Raw genomic sequence first — 24,823 nt, forward strand, 5'->3', positions numbered from 1 at the left:
TTCTGTTATTTCCTTTTATCTACAACTTTGGCAATAAAATCACCAGCAAATTGGATAACTTGAACTAAAACAATTAAAATCACAACGGTAGCAATCATGATGGTGTTATCATAGCGATAATATCCGAAGCGAATGGCCAAATCACCGATTCCGCCACCCCCAACTGTCCCGGCCATGGCTGAAAAACCAATTAAACTAATCAGCGTTAAGGTGACACCTGAGATAATCCCTGATCGCGCTTCGAGGAGCAGTACCTCCTTGATGATCATCCAGGGAGTTGCTCCCACAGCAATCGCAGCCTCAATGACGCCTTTATCAATCTCACGTAAGGAGGATTCTACGATACGTCCAAAAAAAGGAATGGCTGCAACCGATAAGGAAACGCTAGCTGCTGTCGGACCAATGGTTGTACCCACGAGAAATTCGGTTAAGGGTATAAGTGCGACCAGTAAAATGATGAATGGAATGGACCGCACCATATTAACAACAAAACCTAAAATATTCTGGACGGTCCGATTTTCCATAAATAATCCTTGGTCAGTAATATAGAGAAGGATTCCAATGGGCAAGCCAATCAAAATCGCAATAAATAAGGAAATGGAAATCATATAAATGGTTTGGATAAACGCTGCGTTAATATCTGGGATAAGTTCGAGAAAATGATTAAACTCAAAGCCCATTGTGTAACACCTCCACTTTCACTTCACGGCTTTCAATATACTGGAGGGCCCTCGCAATTTCTTCCTTTTGCCCTTTTAGTTCCATAATAAAGATGCCCAGCGGTAACTCTTGAATATATTCAATGGAACCATGCAGAAAGTTCCCTTTGACGTTAAATTTTTGGAGCGTATCGGAAATGATTCCCTCTCCAGCCACATCCCCCTTGAAGGTTATTTTAACCAGAGGGCCTTTACAGCTCTTTAAAATAACCTCGGGTATTTCAAAGGAAACAACACTGGCGATAAATTCTTGGGTCAGTACTGCTTGCGGACTGGCAAACAGATCATAGACAGAGCCTTCTTCGATAACTCTTCCGTCTTGCATGATGGCCATTCGGTTACAAATTTCCTTCACCACGTTCATTTCGTGCGTAATCAAAACAATTGTGATATTAAATTCCTTATTGATTCTTTTGAGTAAACTTAAGATGGACTTTGTCGTCGTTGGATCTAAGGCCGAAGTCGCTTCATCGCATAGAAGGACGGTTGGATTATTTGCAAGGGCCCGAGCGATCGCTACTCTTTGTTTTTGCCCGCCGCTTAACTGTGCAGGATAGACATCTCTTTTCTCGGCAAGACCGACCAATTCAAGCAGTTTTTCCACTCTCTCTTTGATTTTGGCAGTCGGTACCTTAGCCGCTTTCAGGGAAAATGCGACATTCTCAAACACCGTTTTTTGGCTGATTAAATAGAAATGTTGAAAAATCATGCCTATTTTTAATCGGGCTTGACGTAGATCTTCGCTTTTTAAACAGGTTAGATCCTTCCCATCTACAGTGATTCTCCCCGAGGTTGGCTTTTCTAACAGATTGATGCAACGAAGTAAGGAACTTTTTCCCGCCCCTGAGTAACCTACAATACCAAAAATTTCACCTTCTTGAATAGTTAAGGACACACTATCGACAGCACTCACGGTTCCGCTTTTTGTATCATAAACCTTTGAAAGATTACGAATTTCGATCATATCATTCCCTCCTTATTTCTCAGTAATATTCAAAAATGCCTCTTTCAAACTGAAAGAGGCATCGAAAAATAACAGTGTTTCGACTTATCTTTCAGAATGTTAGTCATTCTGCAGGAATTGGCACCTTCCCCTAAGGGGGTTGCCGGACGTCATCGGGCCAGACCCTCGGTCACTCTGGATAAGCATAATTGCATATTCATTTGTGAATTAAATACTAAGTAATCCTATGTACTTTATATAATTAACAGTGATTGAAATTATACTATTACATAACAGACGTTTTGTCAACAGATTTCTTTCATATCTTCTACCGGCTTGTGGCTACATTTCCCAATCGTTCCACCTGCTCTCTCAACCCAAAAACGATGAGAACATCGTCTGCAGAAATCTGTTCTGTTGCACTAGGATTACTCAAAACCTGATCACCGCGAATGATCGCGAGAATCGTTGCCCCTGTGTTCTGTTTAATCTTGCTCTCCCCAAGGGTGAGGCCATTCAGTTGGGATCCTTGTTCAACCTGAATTTCTTCAATTTCGATTTGAATATTGTGATCATGTACGACTGTGTCCAGGTAATCAATACTCATCGGCTTCATGATCGCTAGAGCCATCCGCCGACCGCTGAGAATGGCCGGAGAAATCACTCGATCTGCTCCCGCTCGATAAAGTTTCGCTTCAGATTCCAACTTATCTACCCGGGCAACGACTTGAATCTGAGGATTTAAACCTTTAGCCGTCAGAGTAACAAAAACATTGAGAGCATCTTCGGGCAGAGCCGTAATTAAGCCCCGGGCATGTTCAATTCCAGCCCTTTTAAGAATCTCATCCTGAGTAGCATCGCCTGGAATCACTAAAAACCCCTGCTTAAGATATTCTTGGACTAACTCTTCTCTTTGTTCGATGATGACAACCATGGTTTTATCTTCTGTAAGGTACTTGGCTACCTGTTGCCCAACCCGTCCTGCTCCGCAAATAATGATGTGATCTTTTAGCTGTGACATTTTCTTTTCCCTCTTTCGTTTCCCGTACACATCCGCCAAATGACCTTCGATGATAAAGCCCATCATACGTCCCACAAAATAAACGCTCACCGCGACCCCGCCAAGCATCAATACAAGCAGGATAACTTGCCCTGCTCGAGACTGAACTTGAATATCGCCAAACCCCACAGTTGTTAACGTTTCAGCCGTCAGAAAGAGTGCCTGCCAAGCACTTAGATGCTCAGACAACATTAGTCCAAACATCCCCACCAACAGGACCAGAGTTATAGCGAAAAATGTTGTTCTGAAATGTTTATACATTCTATAGTCCCTTTCAAGTAAAATACCTAATAAAAAATGCGTTGGCGAGAGACCTTTATGCTTTGCTTCTCAACCCACGCATTAAAATATTCAATTGAATTTACATTTTAGACATATTTTGTCCATAGAAAATCTCAGACATTTCTTTTTTTAGACGTTGCTTGATCTTTCGTTTTTCTCCAATAGAAAGTTCTTTTTTTGCTGTTCCAAAGAGATAATTATCCAGGTCAAAATCCTTTAGCAGCATTTTCGTATGGAAGATTTTTTCCTGATACACATTAACATCAATCATCTGATAAAGATCTCTTGTTTTATAATTGATATAATTTTGAATTGAATTGATTTTATGATCGATAAATATTTTTCTGCCATTAATATCTCGTGTGAATCCTCGAACACGGTAATCCACGGTAACTATATCCGAACAAAAGCTTGTCATAAGATAGTTGAGTGCCTTCAGTGGTGAGATTTCTCCACATGTCGACACGTCTATGTCTGCGCGAAAGGTACTGATCCCCCCATGAGGATGACTTTCAGGATAGGTATGCACCGTAATATGACTTTTGTCTAGATGAGCTACGACCGCTTCAGGAAGGGGTTTCACATTTTCAGTTACCATCGGCTCAAAGGGCTCATCATCTGGTGGTTTACCGGGTTCCACGTGTTCCTCAGCAATAAGCATCGTTACGCTAGCCCCTTGGGGATCATAATCTTGTTGGGCAATGTTAAGTATATTCGCGCCGATGATTCGAGCGACTTCAGTTAGAATATTCGTCAGTCTTTCCGCATTATATTCTTCGTCAATATACTCAATATAAGCATCCCGATGTTCTGGGGTTTTAGCATAACAAATATCATACATATTAAAGCTTAACGTTTTCGTCAAATTATTAAAACCATAAAGCTTTAACTTTTTTAGTGGTTTTACGTTCATCGTACTCCTCCATGCTGTCTGATCTATACTCTATGTTTTAGCTAACTTAATTATACCTTTTGTATATAATAATAACTACCTATCATGAAACCTGGATTGGAAAATATACAAAAAATATCGTTCCAGCGGGTCCGCTCTCTACTTCAATTTTACCCTTGTGACGCTCGATGATACTATAGCTTGAAGCGAGTCCTAGCCCCGTGCCATTCTCCTTGGTTGTAAAAAAGGGTATTCCCAACTTTTCTAGATTCTCTTGTGGAATACCGATTCCCTCATCCTGCACAGCCAATACCACTTGCTCATCCTTTGTATACGTTCTGATCGTAAGCGTTCCTTGCTCCCTCATGGCATCCAGACCGTTTCGAGCTAAGTTGAGGATCATTTGCGTAATTTCTTTCGAACTCATCAATATATCTGGTGTATCCCCAGCAAGAAACACAACTTGTTTGCTTTGGTTATAAGCTTCAGCCTCGAGTAATGGATACAAATTACTCAAGATGTCATTTATATTTATACTTGTTGAATCCGTCGGTGCATTCCTCGCAAGGGATAGGTATTCCGTTATAATCGAATTGGCACGGTCAATTTCACTAATCATTAACTCCAACGTGTTACCGTAGTATTCAAATTCCGGCTTTTTCTCAAGAAGTTGAAGATATCCTCGAACGGCAGTCATGGGATTGCGGATTTCGTGAGCAATTCCTGCCGCCATTTTTACAACTAGATTAAGTCGATCCAGCCGAGCTATATCATCTTGCATTTTTTTCATTTCCGTAATATTAGATGAGGAGACTAATATACACTCTTCACCATTTAATTGAATATGCTCCGCTGATAAGAAAACGGAGACCTTTTTAGCGTTGCCCTTCAAATAACAGATTTCAAGATTATGAATTGACTCTTGCTTTTCCAACACGTCCATTAGTATTGAAAATTCACTTTCAGGCAGACCCAACTCTATGGGAGATTTGCCTATTAACTCTTCAGGTAAGACGTTTAAAGCCCTTGAAAATTGATAATTAGCTTCAAGCAAACGAAAGTCTGAACTTCGATATATTGAAAGGGCTTGGGGATTATTGAGAAAGACTTTAGCAAATCGTTCTTCTGATTTTTGTAGTGCATCAGTGCGTTCATGAACCATCTCCTCTAAATGCACTTCATGTCTTTGAAGTTCTCTCGTCATCTGAACGACATCGGTTATATCTTCCATCGTTGCTATACATCCACAAATAATACCATTTTCATTACGTAATGGGCTGGCATTCCAACGGGCAATTTTAGAAATACCATCTTCCCATACAAATTCTAATTCACACCCTACTGTTTCTTTTCCATACCAGGCTGCTTGTTCAATAGGCATATCTTCTGCAGGTATAAACTTACCCTTTTGATAGACTTTTACTGGGGGCGGAACTTTCGCTGAATGAGAAAACAGGCCATAGGGTTCTATTCGTAAGAAATTGGCTGTCACTGGATTATGGATGATGGTTTCACAACTGACATCCGTTGCGATGGAAAACCCGCCGGGAATTATATCAAGAAGCTTCGAGTTCATTAAAATCCTTTGCAAATTGGGGTTGAAGTTCAGCGCGGCAAGCATGTTCATTATTATCCCTCCTCCGACAAGAGTACAAAGGCATAGGCCTGTAGCTTTGTATTAAATTCTGCATAAATTTATTATTTTCCTACTTAAATTTTCCTAACTCATAAATTTCCTGCAAGAAATCTCAAAAAACTTTCTTAACAGCAGAAGCTCCGCCACCTGTTAATCAAGTGACGGAGCTTTTGCTCTGATTATTCATTTTATGAGCAGATTACAAACTAAATCGCTCTTGAAGTTCTTTCCTTAGAATATCTGCTGGAAAATAGCGGCCCGGACATTCTGTTGCTGCTCCTGGAACTTCACGATGTAACTAGATATCCTGAAGACTTAAGTGAAATGCTGCCATCAAGGATACAAGCTTATCCGTTAGACCATTCAGTTGAGCTTCTGGTACCTCCTCAAGTTCGCTAAAGTTCTCAACTAAACAGATCCAAATCCCAATGAAGTTACGATAAGAAACGTTGCAATGGGCTCCGGGTCGATAAAGCGGCCGCCTTTCCTCACAATGTCCATCCGGAAGAATTATAAAGTGATACCCGATATCACTCCACCCTTTAGTCAGATGCCACTCCCGAATCATGGCCGCATTTACAGGAATGATATCTTTTCCTCGACGTACACTAATCGGACTAGCTGAATGATGAACCACGACTTTTTGCCATTCCATTGATTTGACCCCTCCATTTCTTATGCTTCAACCGATGTTCTCTACGTAAAAAAGCAGCCGGACCTGCCGACTGCTATTCACAAGGGATGTTCACGAATCTCCGGGCAGGAAGAGTTCATGAACAAATTCCCCTGCCCGAGAACGTTTGTTCTGATTATAGTTTATCCAGATCGGTACAACCTGTCAACAGGACGACTGGAGATCGGTTGTGAAATTACACACTACAACTCTTCATTCTACTTCCTCCTCAAATAGATTTTGCCACGAGGTGCCCACGGCCTCGGCGATTCGCATTGCCCAGGAAGGATTCAGCTCCCGTCGTCCGCGTTCTAAATCACTAATGATCGTTGGCGAAATTTTAGCCCGATTAGCAAGCTCCTTTTGGGTCGCAATTCCCGCATGTAAGCGTAAGGTTCTCACTTTGTTTCCATGATACATTGCACTACTTTCCATTCTGTTACCCCTCTCTATTCTTCATATAATATAGAATACTTATTCTTAGCCAATTATATCCTGTTCCTAAAGTTAGAACAATAGTTCAGAGTTGTTCGACAAATAATCGGTTATGAATAATCATTTTCGCCAAGTTTCGACGAAGAAAGAAATTGTTGTACGGAGGTGTTATGCAGGGTCGCGCATAAAAAACAGCCTCCAAGGGGTGTCCGTCAAAGACATCCTCATGGAGGTTTAAATAAGGATCAATTTCTATTTATTTTCTCATTATATTTCTAACAAAATAATGAATGATGTGGGGATTACTCGTTTTCCGAGGCTGAATTTCAAATTGCTTCAAAGATGAAATTAGCGGGGTGAGTTTGGTGTGACCGTAGTTACGAGTATCAAAGTCTGGATAACGCTTATTAAGCCTTTTCCCTACCTCGCCTAAAAAAGCCCATCCATCTTCATCTGAACTCTCCGTGATGATCATTTTTATGGTTTTGATTAACTCTTCGATACTTGCCATGCCATCCTTTAGTAACTCGGGTTTTTCTATTTTTGGATTCGCTGTGATTTGATAAGGATTTGAAGAAATCCCAGCTAAAACTTCAAGATATTTAAATTTTTCGCAAGCTGCAATAAATGGTGTTGGGGTTTTCTTTTCACCCATGCCGATGACATACATGCCAGCTTCTCGGAGCCTTGAAGCGAGTTTTGTGAAATCACTGTCACTGGAAACAATGCAAAAACCATCAACATGGTTGGAATAGAGTATATCCATTGCATCAATGATTAGGGCTGAATCTGTCGCGTTTTTACCTGTCGTATAGCTATATTGCTGAATTGGGGTAATCGAATAATTAAGTAACACTGTTTTCCATGAGCCCAGTTGAGGCTTTGTCCAATCCCCATAGATTCTCTTATACGTAGGAATTCCATGGTTGGACACTTCATCAAGGATATATTTTATATATTTATCCGATACATTATCTGCGTCAATTAAAACTGCGATTTTCTTATCGTTTTCCATTTGAATATCCCCTTACTTAGATATAGTTTATTATACATTTAATCAAAGCAGTCAATGAATTATCACTTTATGGTGATTATATCATAATTACCGGAAGTAATCCCTTTGAGTTCTTTAGTGCTCAGATCCGTTCTGTCTGGAATCTTTCACGCTCCTTAATTGGAGCAATTAAGTCCCCATCACGAAATAGGCGCCTTTTCAGAAAAAATATAATACCACAGCCGCGCTATTGCACGACTGTGGTATTAATATCCTTGGTATAAAACTATTGATTATTCAATTTTGTAATAAATGAGGATACGGCTTCCTCGGGTGTCGCCCAGGAGGTCACGAGCCGGATAGCGGAATGATCTGAATCAATCTTTTTCCAGAAGGAAAAGGAATATCCAGCTTTAAGATCTGCAATTAAAGAATTAGGCAGAATCGGAAATATCTGATTTGTCGATGAGTCGGAGAGAAATCCTAAACCGGCTTGAGTTATAGCCTCTCTAAGCAAACTTGCCATCTTATTGGCGTGACTTGCCAAATCAAAATACAGGTTGTCCCTAAAAAGCTCAAGAAACTGTATCCCCAGGAGCCTTCCTTTCGCAAGGAGTGCTCCTTTTTGTTTTAAAGAATATCGAAAATCCTCCTTTAGTGAATCACGACAAATCACAAGGGCTTCTCCGAGAAGTGCACCATTCTTTGTTCCGCCGATATAGAACGCATCCAGATAGGTTGCCAAATCAGAGAGGTCCAAGTCATTTTCTCGGGAGCTCAAAGCTGAACCCAAGCGGGCACCATCCATGTATAAAAAAAGCTTGTTTTCCTTACAGAATTTACTGAGATGTTCAAGTTCGCTTTTACTGTATATCGTTCCTAATTCTGTCGAATCGGAAATATAAACTAACTTAGGTTTTACCATATGCTCATCAGGATGATCCTTGAGTACCGCTTGAAGATGAGAAGGATTCAATTTTCCGTCACTCACTTCTACTGATATAACTTTATGCCCAGTGGCCTCGATTGCTCCAGTCTCATGTCCTAAAATATGGCCGGTATTGGCTGCAATCGCGGCTTCATGAGGTCTTAAGAAAGCAGAAATAGCGATAAGATTCGTTTGTGTCCCGCCTGATAGAAAGTGAATATCAATATCGTTCCGTCCGATTCGTTTCTTTAACACTTCCATTGCTTGACGTGAATAGCGATCTTCTCCATAACCGTCCGCTTGCTTGAGGTTTGATTCCATTAAAGCGTTCAGGATTCTAGGGTGTGCCCCTTCACTGTAATCGTTAGTAAAGCTGTACATTGGTTAGCCTCCATCTTAATGTTTGTTGTTAAACTTCATTTTCCGTTAAATTTAATAATATCACGAATTCGCAGCTCAAAAAAGACTGTCTGAAAATGTCAGACAGTCCATAAGGATCTATATATTTTATGATAATATCAACCTTTATTATTTACGAGTTGAAACCATTCCTTAGCTCCTTTGTGCAAGAGAAAATATACAGCACTAAGTTGTATGAGTATATTCACCATTTGTAATAAACCGTTAAACGGTACCGATGTAAACAGCGTAACCCATTGGGGTACATAATAGATTAGACTCAGCAAAGTAAATACAATATAAAACTTTCTGGCCCAGTTACGATTTTGAGATATCTTATAGACAAAATAGCCGTTAAAAAGCAAGCCTAATAAGATGATGTAGGAGTAAATTATGAGGTAATCGTTGTCTGTTGAGGCGGAAATATTGGTGAATCCTGCAACAACTCCAAAAACCAAAGATGTTAACAGCAATTTTATCGCATATTCCACTTCTTTGGGGCGCGTTATGATTTCGGGCATGAAATCACTCCCTTGAGTGCCGATTCGGCAACGGTCCGTGGTGAAGCCAGAAGAATTTCTGCATCCTCAGAGCCTATACGTCCCGGTGAATTGCGGATGGTCGTCGTTATTGCTACATCTTGGGGCGAAAGCAGTCCAAAGTGTTTTCCTGGACAAGGACCACAACCTGGAGGCATTATGATCGCTCCACTCTTTCGAAGAATTGGCGTTAAGCCAAGCTCATCCATTTCGTTAGCAATTTTACTGGAGGCAGGCGTGATGATAAGCGTTACCTCTGGAGGTATCTTTCTTCCTTTTAAAACTGCGGCACAGATCATCATATCCTCTATTCTGCCAGCTGAACAGCCTCCAAGGATGGCTACTGTTATCTTCTTTCCTACTAAGTCCTTAACCGATTGAACATGAGTTGGAGAAGGAGGAACAGCAATCATGGGTTCAATGACACTCACGTCGACCTGGTATACTTCACCTTCTGCTTCTTCTTGGGAAGGAAGAACAAAAGCTGTGACAACTCCTGCTTCCGGGAGTAAATTACATAAGGCCATTTTGCTTGCGATACTTGCTTGTTCTAAGAAAGATCCGGTTAAAGCAACAGCTTTACCTTTAATGTTCGAACCCCACTTTCCTAAGATATAAAGAGCTACATCCCTGGCCATGACATTAGACTGGAGCTGATTTTCTAATGTAATTGTGACAATTTCAGGTACGGTCAACTTATAATAGCCTGTTTCGAGGGGGTTCACCAATTCTTCTGCAGAAAGAGAGAACGCCAGAGCCCCGAATGCTCCTGAAGTGGCGACATGTCCGTCGGCTCCGACAATAATCATCCCGGGTCGTAAAGATCCTTCTTCAGCGACGACTTGATGCAATACTCCTTCCCCATGACTATATAAGTGAAGATCCATCTCATTAGAAACCTTGAAAAGCTCTTGTTGTAAAGTTCGTTCCTGAATCGTAGGGGCTGGATAAGCATGATCGATGGTTATCAGGACCTTATTTTCAGGTGCTTTTTCAAATTCTGAATTTTTCCATGTCTTAAGTAATTTAGAGGCAGTCCCATCATGCCCGAGGATAAGATTAACTTTGACCTTAATTTCTTGTCCAGAGACAACTTCAATCAATGAAGCAGCCTTTGCTAAAGATTGTGAGAAAAATGGCATCACAAGCCCCCCTTTTTTGAAAGGGGGTGCGACACCTTGAACGCTTAGTTCAAGTGCCGCATCCCCTTCAATTTTATTAAAATTTAAGTTCTAAAGAATTCCTAGAACTGTGTAAAGGAACCAGCAGAGAACTGCTCCGACGACCGACATCGACAAGCCCCAAATCATCATTCCTTTAAACAATGGTTTGGAATCCACACTATCTGGTGCACCAGAGATAAATACTGCTCCAGTGGTTGAAAGCGGACTCATATCTGTAAGGTGACCGGCCACAACGATCGTTGTAATTAAGCCAGGAAGAGCTGCAGGGTTGGCCCCAATTTTTTCAAGAAGGAGTGGCGCCATAGGCAGGAAGGCGGGCATAATAACTCCCGAAGTACTGGCATAGGCCGATACAATACCTGAGAAGAAACCCACCACCAGATTGGCTGTAAACGGTGTGGAGAAATTGGACATAATTTCAGCAAAGAGATTCATACCCCCGATTTTTGACATCAGGGAAACCATAACAGAAACACCCGTTACGAGCATGATTGCTCCCCAAGGCATTGATTTAAAAGCTGCCTTCTCATCGCCACATTTCATCAGGATGAGAATGGAACCCAGTAAGAAAGAAGTGAAACCGATATCAAGATTAAAGAACACAACCCCGATAACTAAAAAGGCAATAGCACCCAATGTCCATCTCTGTTGATTATTAAAGGGTTCAACATGGATTTTAGCTAAAACCAAAGCAGGACTGTTCACATCATTGCGTTTTTTCCATAATTTCATCCCGCCAAAGAGGAAATAGGCCAGTGCTGCCACGAGAATGTGTACAATAAGCATGTTGAGCCATAAGGTCATCGCCATATCATGAATACCCATCTGGGCTAAAACAGAGTTACCGACAATTCCGTTTTGAGCTAGTGGGGACATGGCACCCGCTTGAGCACCATTTCCTACGACCAAGGCCATAAGAAGGGGTGGAATTCCAACTTCTGTAGCCAAGACCATAACTGGGGCTGCTAACAAAGCAGCAGTAGAGATTTGACCAGGTCCAATTGAGGAAACGGCAAAAGCTAAGAAGAATAAGACGATAGGAATGACCGCGACATTGCCTTTTGCGGATTTAACGGTATAGGTCGTAATCTTTTCCAAAGTACCATTCGTCTGAGCAATACCAAAAAGAAAAGTGACACCGGCGAGCATTATGAGCAAGCTCGTGGGATATCCGGCGATCAACGTCTTAATGGGTACTCCACCGATAAAATAGCCTACAATAAGAGCTAAGCCTAAGGAAAGTGTTCCGAGGTTGGTATTTTTCCAAATAGAAATGATAATGGCTACCACTAGCAGTAACAAGGATATAACATCCATGTTATTAGCTAGAAAATGGGCAAAACCTGTATCAGCCAAAAATCTAACGCTGAACATAACCTTCCTCCTTACATTCCGAAAATATGATTCTCTTTCAACACTTTGAGGAGCTCCAGTTCAGGAGCAGCGTCTTTGTTAAATCCGGGATCCATTGGAAGAAATTCTATCTTCTTGGCTTTTTCACTGAGAACCTCTGAGGTAACTTGTAGAGCCATAACTTTACCGCCGGATTTGAGTCCTTTCGTCACATCAGCAACCTCGAAAAGGCTATTGTCCAAGACGACGACAATATCTGGGGTTGTGTCATTAACCGAGCGTTCAAGGATAACCTCGTCTGAGACTCTTAGAGTGGAGTACATTGGGTTGCCAGGACGGAATGCACCAAAGCCATCAAAGACTTGAACATGTTTTCCTTCAGTCATGAGCTGCTTGCCTATAGCTCTTGTTACTTTTCCCACAGGTTGACCATAACGTCCATGAAATCTGAGTTCAACCACACAGCTCACTCCCCTCTCTTGTAATACATGTTGACCGATTTCTGATATTGTTCGATTTGCTCCATCGTAAGATTTTTAAATCGACCTTGAGATTTAAAATAATCTGCAACAGGACTGAAGCTTGGCTCATATGTTCGGGTTCTCTTCCCTTCATCCACTTCAAAGAGTTCCCAAAGACCACTTTCAGTCGCTTTTCTAGAAATCTCAATCGTTTCTTCCGGTTTGATGCCCCAACCCCGGTGACAGGGGGCTAAGATATGAATATAGGAAAACCCTTTTTTGGAGGTAGCCTTTTTAAATTTGGCCATAAGATCTTCCGGATAGGCAATATTCGCACTTGCGATATAATCAATCTCGTGCGCTTCCATGATCGCTAGCATGTTCTTTTTACGAACCGGTTTTCCGAGTTCACTATTGCTGGTCATAGCATATAGCGGAGTCTGGCTACCTGTCTGTCCACCGGTATTCATGTACATCTCATTGTCATAGAGGACATGAATCATGTGTTCTTGGCGTTCAGCTGCTCCCGTAAGAGACTGAAATCCGATATCAGCGCTTCCAGCATCTCCTCCCCATGAAACCACGTTAACATCCTGTATTCCTTGAATATCTAGGGCTGCCCTAATCCCAGATGAAATAGCGGGTGCGCATTCGAAGAGCGTATGATAGAACGGCACTCTCCATGTTGTCTTGGTGTTATTTCCGCCGAGTGTTGCCATACAGGAAGCAGGGATAGTGATTATTGTTTTTTCACCAAGAACCTTCATCGCTTGTCTCCCAGCGATTGCAGCTCCACAGCCTTTACAGCCGACATGTCCTTGTCCAAACAATTCCTCTTGCGGGAGGTTCTTGAAGTCGATCATCTTATTCCCTCCTTTACAGTCCGATCCATTCGGATCTATTTTTTTCGGCATCACTGCTTTCTGTATGCTCAACGGCCTCTTGGATTTCATTAACACCACATTTGCCGCCTCCGAGTCCGAGGATAACGCCGTTAATCACTTTGTTACCTTGGCCATAGGCTGCAGCTTTTATATCTGTTGCCAGAGCGCCGCCAACACCGAAGACAATATTTTTGTCAAGAACTGTGACATATTGGACCTTTTGTAGAAGCTCGAGAATGGCTGTGGTTGGGAACGGTCTCCACGTCTTGACTTTAACTAAACCCATTTTCTTTCCAAGTTTTCGCATTTCATCGACATAAAGTCTTGCAGTACTGACAATTGACCCCATGCAAACAAGGGCATGTTCAGCATCTTCTATCCGGTAACCTTCAACGAGGCCACTCGATTTAGCTCCAAATTCTTGATTGTATTCCTGAGCGACACTGGGGATTAGAGTCAAAGCTTGGAGCATCGCATCGTTTTGTCTATATTTATAATCTGAATAGAATTCTGGGCTAGTCACGGTATTAACTCCTCGGGGATTATTGATGTCAAGAGCAGGTTGACGATTCAAAGGAATATATGCGGTTACTTTTTCAGGGTTAGGTACAAATACCTCCTCTAATGTATGAGACTGGATATATCCCTCGTAATTGACCATAACTGGATTTCTGAGTTGCTCAGCGATTCTGAAGGCTTGGATTGTATTATCTAAAACATCCTGATTGTTTTCACAAAACAGTTGAATCCAACCGCTCGCTGCCTGCGAAACAGCATCGCCGTGCTCAGGGAAACGGCTATGAGGTGCAGATAAAGCCCTATTAGCCACACCCATAACGATGGGTTGGCGCAGGCCTGCTGCATGATAGGCGACCTCAGTCATAAGCAGCAATCCTTGAGAATTTGTTACTGTATAACTGCGAGCACCAGCCAAAGATGCACCCAGAACAGCAGCCAGTGCACTATGATCAGATTCTACCCTGATAAATTTACAATGGAGTTCTTCATCTTCAATGTATTTGCTCAGCCTTTCCATGGCTGGAAAAGCAGGGGTGATCGGGTAATAACCCAAGACTTCTATTTTAGCAAGCTTGGCTCCAAGGGCTGCAGCTTCACTTCCCGTGATGAGTACTTTATTCATTCCATCAACCTCCTTGCCTAAAAAACTCCTTTGGGCCCTATATATTCGGGAACCATTACAATGCCTTCACTTTCCTTGGCACAAATCCCGCAACCTCTACAGAATTTATAGTTAATTGCAATTCCGTTTTCGTCCAGGGAGAGAGCTCCATCCGGACAGTAAAGGACAACAATGGGATTCACCTTCGTTAGATCACTCATTTCAGGATGATTGATTCTTTGAATTTTCCCATTTGCTGCTTCTGCTAGTGCCCCTGGATCACCCGAGGGAACAATCGGCACGTTCTTAACTGCCATACTTATCCACCTCCTTACCGAAACTTTCTGTTGAACTTTACAGTATATATAAGCAAGAAGTATGCATTTAGAGATTCCAAACCGTTAGTAATGAGATCTCATCACTCAATACCCAGTAATTTATATGATTTAGAAAAAGGTTTATGTCCTTCTAAACTAAAAATAAACGCTGAATGTTTCTCAAGCGAAACATTCAGCGTTTTCTTCGTTGTACTCTTAATCCAATATTATCTTAGATGTTATCGAATGCTTGTTGTAGATCCTCGAGGATATCCTCAATATTTTCCAAGCCAACGGAGAGCCTAATTAATCCGGGGCTAATTCCAGCATCGACGAGTTGACTTTCTGTGAGTTGGCGATGGGTTGAACTGGCTGGGTGGAGTACAAGTGTACGAACATCAGCAACATGGACAACATTAGATGCGAGCGTTAAACTATCTATAAATTGAACCGCTGTTTCTTTTGTGCCTTTAATCGTAAATGAAATCACACCACTTGTGCCTAACGGTAAATACTTTTGGCTGAGTTGATGATAATAATCTCCTTCTAAAGCGGGATAGTTGACCCCTTCTACTTTATCCGATTGATTTAAAAACTCTGCGACACGTTTAGCGTTTTGACAATGTCTTTCCATCCGGACTGAGAGAGATTCGAGTCCTAAATTCAAGAGGAAAGCGGCATTGGCAGAGGGATATACGCCTAGGTCACGCATGAGTTGTACTCTAGCTTTGGTAATGTAGGCTGCCTTGCCAAAGTTTTCGGTGTAAATTACGCCATGATAAGAGTCATCTGGCTCGGTGAATTCAGGGAATTTACCATTTGCCCAATTAAAATTACCACTATCGACGATAACGCCACCGACTTGAATGGCATGTCCGTCCATATATTTGGTGGTAGAGTGGATGACAATATCCGCTCCAAACTCAATGGGACGACAGAGAATCGGCGTGGCAAAAGTATTGTCTACGATTAGTGGTACCTGATTGTTATGGGCTATGCGGGCAAATTTTTCAATATCCAAAACCGAAAGCGCTGGATTAGCAAGCGTTTCCCCAAAGACAGCTTTGGTATTGGGTCTGAATTCTTTTTGAATTTCTTCTTCAGAAGCGTCCTGATCCACAAAGGTGCACTCAATGCCAAAACGTTTGAAAGTTACGGAAAAAAGGTTGAACGAGCCTCCATATATTTTCGAAGCAGCGATAAAATGATCTCCGGCTTTCATGATATTCAGCATGCTGATTAAAGAAGCTGCTTGACCTGAGGTCGTACACAGTGCGCCAATCCCTCCTTCAAGGGCGGCAATTTTATCCTCAACCGCACCGACTGTAGGATTCGATATACGTGAATACATATGGCCATCTGTGGTTAGATCAAAGAGCTTTCCGACGTGTTCTGTTGAATCGTAGTTATAAGTTGTACTTTGATAAATCGGTAAGGCAAGTGGCTCTCCATTTTTAGGATGATAGCCTTCATGTAAACATTTCGTTTCAATTTTCATGTACCCACTCCTCATCTTAATCCTTCAGTAATATACAACTATTATCATAATTATAACTGTTTTATATAATACTCTATATTTAGAATGATTTCAAGTCAGTGGACATCTACTTTACAAAATTGCGCGGATTTTATTTGAATACCCTGTTCCAAAAATTTTTCTTCATATTCTGTCATAATATTTCCTTTAAAGTCGCTTTGATGTAAATTGTAAGTTCTAAATACTTCATTAAAGCCTTGGCTTTGAAAGTACTCAAGACTATCTGCAAAAAGGATTTCATCGTCTGTTTTAAGCCATACTTCACCGTTTTCTTTGAGAAAACGGTAATACATTTTTAAAAAGTTTGGATGCGTTAATCTTCGTTTATGATGCCTTTTGTTAGGCCAAGGATTGCAAAAGTTGATGTAGATCTTTTCTATCTCATCAGGTGCAAATATATCCCCGATATTTTCGATATACATGGGGATTATTCTTAAATGAGTCAGTTTGTTCTCATTTGCTTTTCTTAAGACATAGACTAATAATTCAGGATGAATATCGATTGCAATATAGTTGATTTTCGGATTTAACTTGGCCAGTTGAGCAATGAAACTACCTCGACCACATCCCAACTCAAGATGAATTGGGAAATCATTGTTGAAGCATTCGTTCCACTTTCCTTGGAACTCTGACGGGTTAAAGATGACCTTATTATCTTTTTCTAGTTCGGGCTTAGCCCACGGTTTTTTACGAAGTCTCATTTCAGGTTCTCCTTAATGGGTCTCTAATCGAATTTCTATTGATATTATAAGATTAATTGATTTGGTGCAAAACAATAATGATTTATGTTAATAAGGTGGTTTGAAAACATGAAACGAGTGATATTGGGATTATATAGCCTTTTAAGTGTGACGATTATCGTTAACGGGTTTGGAGAGATTAGCCAAAACGTATGGGGATCTTTTGGAATGTCGATGCTCACGCTAATCTTTATGACTTTACCCTTTCTTATCGAGAAGCGATTTAAACTCGAATTCCCCCGTGAATTCTTGAGCGTTTTGCTTCTCTTTTTCTATGCAAGTATGTTTCTGGGAACAGCCAATCATTTTTATACTCGGTTTTGGTGGTGGGACAAAATGCTTCATGGCTTTTCAGGGCTAATTTTCGCTAATCTCGGATTTTTGATTGCGATGTTTCTTCAGAACCGTGAAAAAATTGGCTCAGCTCTCAACCGCATTTTAGTAGCTCTTTTCGCCTTTTGTTTTTCTGTTGCTGCAGGGGCTGTCTGGGAAATCTATGAATACACAATGGATGAAATTTTTGGATTTCTATACCAAGGAGTGGGTATACACGACACCATGACCGATATCATCGCCGATGCGCTAGGCGCTTTGATATTTGCACTCTTCCTTTTCTTTCAAGGACAAGGAAAAATTAAAATGATTTCTGAAGGTGAAGAGAAGACTACGCACGATTATGGACAATAATGGCTAAGAGAACTGCTCCCCCGATCGTTCGTGCTTTCTCGGAAATGGTCCAGCAATATTCTTTATGGGCTCGCGGATCAACATCTCCAGTCTTAACTCCTTGAGGAATAAACGTTCCATCACGGAGTAATCCGCGTAGAACACCGTCAATGGAAGAAATGACGGGCTTTAGATTCCGGTCCTCTTCAATAATTTCTCCTAAAACTTCGCCCGCTTTGACAAATTCACCAATTGAACGTTTAGCATGAAATACTCCCGCCTGAGGAGAATAAACAACTCTTTCCGTTGAATACCCTCCGATGAGACCGGGAACGCCAGTATTCGGCTGCGCTGTCCCGGCATAAATCAATCTTCCTAAATCATGCCCACGATTCGTTTCGATCACTATATCGACATCTTCCTGAGCTGTGAATCCTGGTCCTAGTCCAATCGTCAAGGAGGCCATATTCCGTCGTGTACCTAAATTCCGTTTGGCCATGATACCATCCACCACTATTTCGGGTTGAATCAGCTCCAAATGGGTTAACTCAGGATCCACAAAAACTGGAATTTCCCCCTCATTCCAAAGAGCTATAAAGTCGTTAGGAGAATCCACTCTCCGCGAGCTTATTCCTTCTACTTCCCAAGCGTCTTCATCCATCGCTGTACCAAAACATACGGGCCAACGAACCATTAGCGGATGAAGAACTTCAGTAATGATTACCCGAAAGCCGGATAAAGCTAGAGTCCATGCCACTCCAGACGCTAACTCGCCCCCTCCACGAACGAGAACAACCGATCCCTCTAGCGCTCTTATATCTTTCACTATTGCCAACCTTTCCTTAACCTATTAAATCATAAATTAAATTTTTTGAAGAAATACCTTCATTGTCCCGCCGCAAACCATGCCCTCTTCACCCGCAATATCGTTTGTCAAATCGACGTTCCAGATAAAGGGAATATTTCGATTCAGTACCATACGACCGGCTCGACATATTTCGGCTTCAGCGCATCCCCCGCCTATAGAACCTACTGTTCGACCATCTGCAAAAACTAACATTTGAGCTCCTGGTTTACGAGGTGCTGATCCTTTCACTTCGACAACAGTGGCTAAACCCGCAGGTATGTCAGAACCGTTGAGTTCAATGTTGGCTAAGGCTTCAACAACTGCATTTTGAATTTCTAATTCTCCCCTTTTCTGTAGAGCTAAGCGCGGTATTTTGCGCCGTGCCGATACCACTTCAGCGATAATACATAAGGCAATTTCCTCGGGAGTTTCAGCTCCAATATCCAGCCCAATTGGAGAATGCAATTTAGCTAGAAGCTCTTCAGAAAATCCCTGCTCCTCTAAAACTTTTCTCATTTCGCTGACTCTACGTCGACTTCCGATCATGCCAATATAGGCAGCCTGGGAATCAAGTAACATTTCTACACACAGTTGGTCATATTTATGTCCCCTTGTAACGACGACGATATACGTATGCTCAGTCACGGGAAGTCTCCGTATCGTAGTGGCAAAATCATCACAAATGACCTTTTTCGCCTTGGGGAAGCGAACAAGGTTAGCAAAGTCGGGTCGGTCATCGATGACAATCATTTTGAACCCCATCATATCCCCGATCTCAACTAAGGGCAAAGCGATGTGCCCTGCACCGAGAACCCATAAAGTTGGAACTGGCGCTAAGGGCTGAACAAAAATTTCGGCTTCACCTATTTCTGGCTGTTGAGTTTCTTGTCGAATGATCTCAGAGCGAACTGCGTTCTTGCCGAGAAGTTTGGCAACATTCTCGTGAAAAAGCGAATGGGGAAAATCCCCAATAATTTGGTCTGTCTCCACATTGTAGAACCATTTTCGACCGATGAATTCTTGGGCTATTTCTTTCCCTCCGACAATCGTCTGAATGCAACCCCGTTTTTGCTCTTGAAGTGTCTTTTTAATATCTTGCCACATTAAGTTTTCATTTCCCCCTGCTTTAAATCGAAACTTAGATCCTGAATTATGGACATTAAATATAGAGAAGGGTAACGTGTCACAAACGTTGCCCTTCTTCTCTGCTTTGTATGATTAGCGATTCATACTACTCGGTCTTATTTTAGGAATCCCTTAAGAATCGTATCCTCAGCTTCTTTCTCCGAGAGTCCCATCGACATCAGCTTAATTAATTGTTCGGATTCAATCCGTCCAATAGCGGCTTCATGAATAAGCTGAGCCTCGCTATGTTGAGCCGATATACGCGGAGTCGAAAACACTTGAGCATCATGCATGATAATCGAGTCACATTGAACATGCCCGCGGCTGGCACTTCGACCGATTAAATCAAAATAGAAATCTTGTTTCGAGTGACCTTGTGCTACCGAACGGGAAATAATCTGGGCAGAAGCACCGTCTCCATTCAATTCCACCGAAATCTTGGACTCAGCCCACTGCTCTTCGTCTGTTAGAAGGCGTTCTGTAATAATCAGTTTCGCATTTTTACCTAAGCGTATCTCAGTATCTCGTTTTGTACTATCAACACCTCTAATTTGCACCATTTCCAGCTCGACAGTTGCGTCTTCCTCAACTTCCAAAATAGTTTTTGGATTTAGGATCCGACTTCCTGTGCCTTCTCCTTCTCCAAAGTGCTTCTCTACATAACGCATCTTAGCCCCTTTACGGACGTTGAAGGTATGAATCCCATCATGTCGTGAATTACAACTCCCATTATTATGAATACCACAACCTGCAATAACGACAACATCGGAGTATTCGCCAATTTCAAAGGTGTTATAAACCAAGTCGTTTAGATTCTCTTCCGTAAGGATGACAGGAATATGGACACTTTCCCCCTTGGTGTACGGTTTGACGATAACATCAATCCCTGGCTTATCCAATTTCGTCAGGATGTCAATATTTTCTGTCGTTTGGCGCTGCACGCCTTGTCCATTTTTACGGATATTAAATGCGCCCAGAGGCGCTTGATGCATGTCAGCGACAGTTTCAAGCATGTGTTTATCGAGCGAATTGAGCATCTTTAGCCATCCCTTTCTCACAAGGATTAGTACAAAGGCAATCGTCATTCTTAAAGATAACAGAAAGAAGTTTATCTCTTTCCGCTTGTTGACTGATCGTCCCATTTTTCAAGAGAATAATTTCATCGGCCAGTTCGAAGATCCGTTCTTGATGGGAAATGATAATAATCGTGGTATCGTAATGGTCATGAATTTGGTGGAAGGTTTCAGCGAGCTTCTGAAAACTCCAAAGATCAATTCCAGCTTCAGGTTCATCAAAGACCGCTACTTTTAAGTTTCTTGCTAAGACAGAAGCAATCTCAATCCGTTTCATTTCGCCACCTGATAGACTAGCATCTGCTTCGCGATCGAGATAATCCTGAGCACAAAGCCCCACATTGAATAACAAATCACCGACATTCACTTTTTCTGGATTGGAAGCCGTTGACAACTCCAGTAATTCTCTAACGGTTAACCCTTTAAAGCGGGGTGGATTTTGAAAAGCATAGCCTACGCCTAACTGAGCTCTTTCGGAAATGTTCTTATGTGTAATATCCTCTCCATCGAGCAAAATTTTGCCGGAGGTTGGTGTATAAATTCCCATCAGAATCTTGGCTAGAGACGATTTCCCCCCACCATTTGGCCCAGTAATTACGTATATCTTTTTTCTTTTAAGTTCAAGATTTATTTCTTTCAAAATCTCTGTATTTTTTTCGCCTTCAATTTCGAACGATATATCCTTAATTTCAAGCATTGTTTTCCTCCTTCGAGTTTTTAACCCTTATATTTACTCTAGTCTTAGAATTAGTATTATTCACAAGGGGCCTCATGTCAAGTCCTACCTAGCTGAATTTATGTATACTTGAACTTGAGACTTGTACTGAGCAAACTTCATTTTAGGTTATTCGTTAATAAATTCAAAAAAGCTTAGACTGCTGTCTAAGCTTTTTTGAATTTGTTTTGAAAGGCTGCTCTAAGGTAGCGTAGGTTTGGTAGGTTCGTCCTTAGAGGTAAAATTCTTAACAAGTTCCTTAAAATCGAGTCCTGTTACGGATTGAACCATTTCTGGAGCTGTTGCCATGAGTGAAGTTACATAGTTACTCACGCGTGCTGCTCCTTCCCCATTGCCTGTATCGACTACAGTCAATTTATCGATCGCTTTCAACGGCTCTGCTACCTTTCCAGCCAATTCAGGTAACATCTTAACAACGACATCAAGAATGGCAGCCTCACCAAATTTCGCAAAAGCTTCTGCCAGTTTCTCCTTAGCCTCTGCTTCAGCTAGACCACGTAAGCGAATAACTTCAGCCTCAGCAGACCCTTCAGCCTTTTTCGCATCTGCAGTAGCATTCCCTTGAAGTCTTTTCTGTTCCGCATCCGCTTCAGCTACACGCAATCGCTTCGCTTTTTCAGCTTCAGCTGCTTGCTCTACAGCATAACGATCCGCGTCTGCCTTCTTTTTAACATTCGCGTCATACTCTTTTTGTCGACGTTGTGTTTCCTTCTCCTGTAAGTCGATTTCCCGATCTTTGCGAACCAGCTCAACTTTCATTTCCTCTTCAACTGTAATTTGCTGTGACTTAGCCGTTTGAATTGCATAAGCTTGGTCTGCTGATGCTTTCGCTGTATCTTGTTCTTTCTTAAAAGATGCAGTCTTAAGTTCTTTTTCTTTAAGGGCTTCTGCGACATTCGTATCACGAATGAGCTCAGCCTTTTGGGCCTCCTCATCCGCTTTCGCTTTTTGAATTCTGGAATCCCGCTTTGCATCTGCTTCAGCCACATCTGCATCGCGCAGGACTTCTGCAATCCGCGGACGTCCAAGAGCCTCTAGGTAGCCTTGTTTATCTCGGACATCTTTAATGGTAAAGGAGACGATTTGCAATCCCATCTTTTTTAAGTCTAGCGCAGCTACAGCCTGTACTTCTTGAGCAAATTTATCTCGGTTTTGATAAAGCTCTTCAACTGTCATCGTGCCGAGAATTGATCGCAGATGACCTTCGAGGACTTCTTGTGCTTCATTTTGCAGAGCTGCTACTGGCTTACCCATAAATTGTTCAGCTGCTGTCGCCACGTCTTCAACCGATCCGCCAATTTTAATAATAGCCACCCCATCGGCCAATACAGGAACGCCTTGACTCGTATAGACTTCAGGTGTTGAGACATCAAGTTTTAAGGAAAGAAGAGAGAGAAAATTAGCTTGCTGGAACACAGGCAGAATAAAGGCACCGCCCCCACGTATGATCTTCGTCTTGTTCCCTCCAGAGTCATTGCTTAAAACATTCTTACTCCCGAGGAAGGAACCTGTTACAATCATTGCTTCATCTGGTCCAACCGTTTTGTACCTCGCCCAAAATGTGAGCGCTAATACAATGATAACCGCCACGACAATTAATGGAATTACGATAAAACCAGGCATGAAATACCCCCTAAAATTTATATTTGGTTCACAACAGAAACAATACTCTTCTCAACTTTTATCACGAAGATTTTTGTCCCTATTGGTAACTCCTGCCCTGACTGGCTTACGGCAATATGATTAGAATGTCCTGCCCCAATCTTAAGGATGACTTCACCATAACCTTCTGCAGGTATAGTAACGGATACCTGCCCTGGGATTCCGACTAAATCCTGCATGGAGTAAGCGATCGAATTTTCACTGTTTTTCATTGGTTTCACATAAGCAAAATAGATGAGGATGGACAATACAACAGCGAGGATTAACGCTAAAATCGCAATTATAACGGTCAACAATTGAGTGTAGAGGGTCAGCACCGCGCCTGTGCCGCCAAACACAGTAATTCCACTCACGAGTACCATCGGTTGAAGAATATCGAAATGGTCTAACGAGAAGGAATGAAACAAACCCTGAAAGGCATCCCCTAGTAGGTCTCCGAAGATGAGTGTTACTAAGGCGAAGATGAGCCCCCCAAAAAGACAGCCCCAGTAAATATCTAGCATCCGATTTTCTCCTCCTTGTGCTTATTGGGACGAGAAGTGATAACGTCGATTTTCTATTATATTCTTGGATATACTAATATTACAACATTCTGTTGTCTATGGAAACATATACCACAAAAATAACGAAGGGACAGGTACATTGTTTCGCCTTGAACGAAACAACATACCTGCCCCCAGTCTCATGTCCTAATTTTAGATCACTTTTTTAATCGCCGAGACGGCTAAACTTACAATATTTTCACGTATTTTCACAGAATCAGCGGATAACATACCCACGACAAAACACCCAAAGGTCACCGGCCAGAAGTTTTTAACCAAAAACTTCTGGGGCTGAATCGAAGCTACGCTATCTTTAAGCTGCTGTTTAGCTTCTGCCACAGTCAGGACAGCTTTCTTTTTGCCCACTGTAGCAACCCTCCTCCAATAATGAAAGCCAGTGCTGCATTAGCAAAGGCAGCCAGGAAAGGTGGCATAAATATACAGAGGGTTAAGTAAATTCCATATATGCCCATTACGAACCCAACCATTGCCATGACAACTGCGAGAAGGATTAAGCCTATGCCAACCACTGTATTGATCGCTTTTCCTTTAAGCTCGCTAAATTCTGCTTCGACCAGATCTACTATTTTTATCACGAAATCTGCGATAGCTTCCATCATTTATTACTTCCTTTTCAGCAACTTTACGACCAAAAATCCTAGTCCGAAAGCCGCTAAAAGAGTCATTAAGGGATGTTGTTTCGCTGTTTCTACCCCTTTATCAACAGCTTCCTTCCCTTTTTCTCCAATTTTCTCTATAGCTTCTTCGCCCTTTGCCAAAGGCTTTTGAGCAACTTCTTTAGTAAATTCATATCCTAAGTCTATAACTATGAGGGCTGCATCCTTCACTAGAAGGGCTACATCCTTCACTAGATCCAAATCGATAGCCTTACTTTTTGTTGTTGTATCATTATCATAATAATAATCTTGCATAATCTGCTCCTCCTTTTGTTCTTTGAGAGTAATCTAATGTATCAATACTTTCTCGAGATTCTTTCGCCTCCCTACATTTAATTGTGAATTAAATAATTAAACTCTATATTTTATTGTAATTTAAATTTCAGATTTTTTAAATAT

General features: G+C 41.7%; 28 protein-coding genes and 1 riboswitch. Of the genes, 1 reads left to right on the forward strand and 27 read right to left on the reverse strand.

The window, feature by feature from the left end; translation table 11 throughout:
• Positions 1-5: 5 nt before the first annotated feature.
• The 18 genes from DESME_RS07695 to trmB all read right to left on the reverse strand — a co-directional run bounded on the left by DESME_RS07695 (position 6) and on the right by trmB (position 17,057).
• Positions 6-680: a methionine ABC transporter permease gene (locus tag DESME_RS07695; protein WP_006717069.1), complete on the reverse strand. Its 675-nt coding sequence runs from the start codon at positions 678-680 to the stop codon at positions 6-8.
• Complete coding sequence (locus DESME_RS07700) at positions 670-1,683, reverse strand: methionine ABC transporter ATP-binding protein (RefSeq protein WP_006717070.1); 1,014 nt, start codon at positions 1,681-1,683, stop codon at positions 670-672. Before DESME_RS07700 ends, DESME_RS07695 begins: the two co-directional genes overlap by 11 nt.
• A gap of 81 nt (positions 1,684-1,764) precedes the next feature.
• Positions 1,765-1,868: riboswitch (SAM riboswitch) on the reverse strand.
• A gap of 122 nt (positions 1,869-1,990) precedes the next feature.
• Positions 1,991-2,983 (reverse strand): potassium channel family protein, encoded by a 993-nt coding sequence (locus DESME_RS07705; protein ID WP_006717073.1) that lies wholly within the window; start codon positions 2,981-2,983, stop codon positions 1,991-1,993.
• Between the two features lie 100 nt (positions 2,984-3,083).
• On the reverse strand, positions 3,084-3,917 hold the full coding sequence (gene speD / locus DESME_RS07710) for an adenosylmethionine decarboxylase (RefSeq protein WP_006717075.1): 834 nt from the start codon (positions 3,915-3,917) through the stop codon (positions 3,084-3,086).
• Positions 3,918-3,999: 82 nt separating this feature from the next.
• The gene (locus tag DESME_RS07715) at positions 4,000-5,523 is read right to left on the reverse strand and encodes a PAS domain-containing sensor histidine kinase (protein ID WP_006717077.1); all 1,524 of its coding nucleotides are present in this window, start codon (positions 5,521-5,523) and stop codon (positions 4,000-4,002) included.
• Between the two features lie 307 nt (positions 5,524-5,830).
• The gene (locus DESME_RS15365) at positions 5,831-6,187 is read right to left on the reverse strand and encodes an N-acetylmuramoyl-L-alanine amidase (RefSeq protein ID WP_006717079.1); all 357 of its coding nucleotides are present in this window, start codon (positions 6,185-6,187) and stop codon (positions 5,831-5,833) included.
• A gap of 231 nt (positions 6,188-6,418) precedes the next feature.
• The gene (locus DESME_RS07725; protein WP_006717081.1) at positions 6,419-6,640 is read right to left on the reverse strand and encodes a helix-turn-helix transcriptional regulator; all 222 of its coding nucleotides are present in this window, start codon (positions 6,638-6,640) and stop codon (positions 6,419-6,421) included.
• A 256-nt stretch (positions 6,641-6,896) separates the two neighbouring features.
• Positions 6,897-7,655 (reverse strand): NYN domain-containing protein, encoded by a 759-nt coding sequence (locus DESME_RS07730; RefSeq protein ID WP_006717082.1) that lies wholly within the window; start codon positions 7,653-7,655, stop codon positions 6,897-6,899.
• A 265-nt stretch (positions 7,656-7,920) separates the two neighbouring features.
• A complete protein-coding gene (locus tag DESME_RS07735; protein WP_006717084.1) occupies positions 7,921-8,943 on the reverse strand; it encodes a threonine aldolase family protein in 1,023 nt (340 codons plus the stop codon).
• Between the two features lie 137 nt (positions 8,944-9,080).
• On the reverse strand, positions 9,081-9,482 hold the full coding sequence (locus tag DESME_RS07740) for a hypothetical protein (RefSeq protein WP_006717086.1): 402 nt from the start codon (positions 9,480-9,482) through the stop codon (positions 9,081-9,083).
• Entirely contained in the window at positions 9,467-10,642 is a 1,176-nt protein-coding gene (locus DESME_RS07745) for an aconitase family protein (protein WP_006717088.1), read from the reverse strand. The genes DESME_RS07740 and DESME_RS07745 overlap by 16 nt, the downstream gene beginning before the upstream one ends.
• 90 nt (positions 10,643-10,732) lie before the next feature.
• On the reverse strand, positions 10,733-12,058 hold the full coding sequence (locus DESME_RS07750) for an SLC13 family permease (RefSeq protein WP_006717090.1): 1,326 nt from the start codon (positions 12,056-12,058) through the stop codon (positions 10,733-10,735).
• A gap of 11 nt (positions 12,059-12,069) precedes the next feature.
• On the reverse strand, positions 12,070-12,498 hold the full coding sequence (locus tag DESME_RS07755; RefSeq protein ID WP_006717092.1) for a 2-oxoacid:acceptor oxidoreductase family protein: 429 nt from the start codon (positions 12,496-12,498) through the stop codon (positions 12,070-12,072).
• A gap of 5 nt (positions 12,499-12,503) precedes the next feature.
• On the reverse strand, positions 12,504-13,361 hold the full coding sequence (locus tag DESME_RS07760) for a thiamine pyrophosphate-dependent enzyme (RefSeq protein ID WP_006717094.1): 858 nt from the start codon (positions 13,359-13,361) through the stop codon (positions 12,504-12,506).
• Positions 13,362-13,374: 13 nt separating this feature from the next.
• A complete protein-coding gene (locus DESME_RS07765; RefSeq protein ID WP_006717096.1) occupies positions 13,375-14,523 on the reverse strand; it encodes a pyruvate synthase in 1,149 nt (382 codons plus the stop codon).
• A 17-nt stretch (positions 14,524-14,540) separates the two neighbouring features.
• On the reverse strand, positions 14,541-14,819 hold the full coding sequence (locus DESME_RS07770) for a hypothetical protein (RefSeq protein WP_006717098.1): 279 nt from the start codon (positions 14,817-14,819) through the stop codon (positions 14,541-14,543).
• Positions 14,820-15,051: 232 nt separating this feature from the next.
• Positions 15,052-16,317, reverse strand: coding sequence for an O-acetylhomoserine aminocarboxypropyltransferase/cysteine synthase family protein (locus tag DESME_RS07775; RefSeq protein ID WP_006717100.1), 1,266 nt, complete (start codon positions 16,315-16,317; stop codon positions 15,052-15,054).
• Between the two features lie 95 nt (positions 16,318-16,412).
• On the reverse strand, positions 16,413-17,057 hold the full coding sequence (gene trmB / locus DESME_RS07780; protein ID WP_006717102.1) for a tRNA (guanosine(46)-N7)-methyltransferase TrmB: 645 nt from the start codon (positions 17,055-17,057) through the stop codon (positions 16,413-16,415).
• 108 nt (positions 17,058-17,165) lie between these two features.
• On the opposite strand from trmB, the gene DESME_RS07785 reads away from it, so the two are divergent.
• Entirely contained in the window at positions 17,166-17,783 is a 618-nt protein-coding gene (locus tag DESME_RS07785; protein WP_006717103.1) for a DUF2238 domain-containing protein, read from the forward strand.
• On the opposite strand, the gene yqeB is transcribed toward DESME_RS07785, so the two are convergent.
• The 9 genes from yqeB to DESME_RS07830 form a co-directional block, all read right to left on the reverse strand.
• On the reverse strand, positions 17,761-18,588 hold the full coding sequence (gene yqeB, locus DESME_RS07790; RefSeq protein ID WP_006717105.1) for a selenium-dependent molybdenum cofactor biosynthesis protein YqeB: 828 nt from the start codon (positions 18,586-18,588) through the stop codon (positions 17,761-17,763). The genes DESME_RS07785 and yqeB overlap by 23 nt on opposite strands.
• Positions 18,589-18,624: 36 nt before the next feature.
• Positions 18,625-19,713, reverse strand: a complete 1,089-nt coding sequence (locus DESME_RS07795; protein WP_006717106.1) for an XdhC family protein — start codon at positions 19,711-19,713, stop codon at positions 18,625-18,627.
• A 137-nt stretch (positions 19,714-19,850) separates the two neighbouring features.
• Positions 19,851-20,771: a SufB/SufD family protein gene (locus tag DESME_RS07800; RefSeq protein ID WP_006717108.1), complete on the reverse strand. Its 921-nt coding sequence runs from the start codon at positions 20,769-20,771 to the stop codon at positions 19,851-19,853.
• Entirely contained in the window at positions 20,752-21,504 is a 753-nt protein-coding gene (locus DESME_RS07805; protein WP_006717110.1) for an ABC transporter ATP-binding protein, read from the reverse strand. Before DESME_RS07805 ends, DESME_RS07800 begins: the two co-directional genes overlap by 20 nt.
• Before the next feature lie 219 nt (positions 21,505-21,723).
• The gene (floT, locus tag DESME_RS07810) at positions 21,724-23,166 is read right to left on the reverse strand and encodes a flotillin lipid rafts scaffold protein FloT (RefSeq protein ID WP_006717112.1); all 1,443 of its coding nucleotides are present in this window, start codon (positions 23,164-23,166) and stop codon (positions 21,724-21,726) included.
• A 17-nt stretch (positions 23,167-23,183) separates the two neighbouring features.
• Positions 23,184-23,708 carry an NfeD family membrane protein gene (locus DESME_RS07815; RefSeq protein ID WP_006717114.1) on the reverse strand — a complete coding sequence of 175 codons (525 nt, stop codon included), beginning with the start codon at positions 23,706-23,708 and terminating at the stop codon, positions 23,184-23,186.
• 192 nt (positions 23,709-23,900) lie between these two features.
• Entirely contained in the window at positions 23,901-24,113 is a 213-nt protein-coding gene (locus tag DESME_RS07820) for a hypothetical protein (RefSeq protein WP_006717116.1), read from the reverse strand.
• Complete coding sequence (locus DESME_RS07825) at positions 24,089-24,367, reverse strand: phage holin family protein (protein ID WP_006717118.1); 279 nt, start codon at positions 24,365-24,367, stop codon at positions 24,089-24,091. The genes DESME_RS07820 and DESME_RS07825 overlap by 25 nt, the downstream gene beginning before the upstream one ends.
• 3 nt (positions 24,368-24,370) lie before the next feature.
• Entirely contained in the window at positions 24,371-24,679 is a 309-nt protein-coding gene (locus tag DESME_RS07830) for a hypothetical protein (RefSeq protein ID WP_006717120.1), read from the reverse strand.
• Positions 24,680-24,823: the final 144 nt, after the last annotated feature.

Source organism: Desulfitobacterium metallireducens DSM 15288 (genome assembly GCF_000231405.2).
Lineage (GTDB): Bacteria > Bacillota > Desulfitobacteriia > Desulfitobacteriales > Desulfitobacteriaceae > Desulfitobacterium_A > Desulfitobacterium_A metallireducens.

Coding starts and splice junctions, on each gene's coding strand:
- DESME_RS07695 (WP_006717069.1), bottom strand. CDS start 680: ATGGGCTTTGAGTTTAATCATTTTCTCGAACTTATCCCAGATATTAAC.
- DESME_RS07700 (WP_006717070.1), bottom strand. CDS start 1,683: ATGATCGAAATTCGTAATCTTTCAAAGGTTTATGATACAAAAAGCGGA.
- DESME_RS07705 (WP_006717073.1), bottom strand. CDS start 2,983: ATGTATAAACATTTCAGAACAACATTTTTCGCTATAACTCTGGTCCTG.
- speD (WP_006717075.1), bottom strand. CDS start 3,917: ATGAACGTAAAACCACTAAAAAAGTTAAAGCTTTATGGTTTTAATAAT.
- DESME_RS07715 (WP_006717077.1), bottom strand. CDS start 5,523: ATGAACATGCTTGCCGCGCTGAACTTCAACCCCAATTTGCAAAGGATT.
- DESME_RS15365 (WP_006717079.1), bottom strand. CDS start 6,187: ATGGAATGGCAAAAAGTCGTGGTTCATCATTCAGCTAGTCCGATTAGT.
- DESME_RS07725 (WP_006717081.1), bottom strand. CDS start 6,640: ATGGAAAGTAGTGCAATGTATCATGGAAACAAAGTGAGAACCTTACGC.
- DESME_RS07730 (WP_006717082.1), bottom strand. CDS start 7,655: ATGGAAAACGATAAGAAAATCGCAGTTTTAATTGACGCAGATAATGTA.
- DESME_RS07735 (WP_006717084.1), bottom strand. CDS start 8,943: ATGTACAGCTTTACTAACGATTACAGTGAAGGGGCACACCCTAGAATC.
- DESME_RS07740 (WP_006717086.1), bottom strand. CDS start 9,482: ATGCCCGAAATCATAACGCGCCCCAAAGAAGTGGAATATGCGATAAAA.
- DESME_RS07745 (WP_006717088.1), bottom strand. CDS start 10,642: ATGCCATTTTTCTCACAATCTTTAGCAAAGGCTGCTTCATTGATTGAA.
- DESME_RS07750 (WP_006717090.1), bottom strand. CDS start 12,058: ATGTTCAGCGTTAGATTTTTGGCTGATACAGGTTTTGCCCATTTTCTA.
- DESME_RS07760 (WP_006717094.1), bottom strand. CDS start 13,361: ATGATCGACTTCAAGAACCTCCCGCAAGAGGAATTGTTTGGACAAGGA.
- DESME_RS07765 (WP_006717096.1), bottom strand. CDS start 14,523: ATGAATAAAGTACTCATCACGGGAAGTGAAGCTGCAGCCCTTGGAGCC.
- DESME_RS07770 (WP_006717098.1), bottom strand. CDS start 14,819: ATGGCAGTTAAGAACGTGCCGATTGTTCCCTCGGGTGATCCAGGGGCA.
- DESME_RS07775 (WP_006717100.1), bottom strand. CDS start 16,317: ATGAAAATTGAAACGAAATGTTTACATGAAGGCTATCATCCTAAAAAT.
- trmB (WP_006717102.1), bottom strand. CDS start 17,057: ATGAGACTTCGTAAAAAACCGTGGGCTAAGCCCGAACTAGAAAAAGAT.
- DESME_RS07785 (WP_006717103.1), top strand. CDS start 17,166: ATGAAACGAGTGATATTGGGATTATATAGCCTTTTAAGTGTGACGATT.
- DESME_RS07795 (WP_006717106.1), bottom strand. CDS start 19,713: ATGTGGCAAGATATTAAAAAGACACTTCAAGAGCAAAAACGGGGTTGC.
- DESME_RS07800 (WP_006717108.1), bottom strand. CDS start 20,771: ATGCTCAATTCGCTCGATAAACACATGCTTGAAACTGTCGCTGACATG.
- DESME_RS07805 (WP_006717110.1), bottom strand. CDS start 21,504: ATGCTTGAAATTAAGGATATATCGTTCGAAATTGAAGGCGAAAAAAAT.
- floT (WP_006717112.1), bottom strand. CDS start 23,166: ATGCCTGGTTTTATCGTAATTCCATTAATTGTCGTGGCGGTTATCATT.
- DESME_RS07815 (WP_006717114.1), bottom strand. CDS start 23,708: ATGCTAGATATTTACTGGGGCTGTCTTTTTGGGGGGCTCATCTTCGCC.
- DESME_RS07825 (WP_006717118.1), bottom strand. CDS start 24,367: ATGATGGAAGCTATCGCAGATTTCGTGATAAAAATAGTAGATCTGGTC.
- DESME_RS07830 (WP_006717120.1), bottom strand. CDS start 24,679: ATGCAAGATTATTATTATGATAATGATACAACAACAAAAAGTAAGGCT.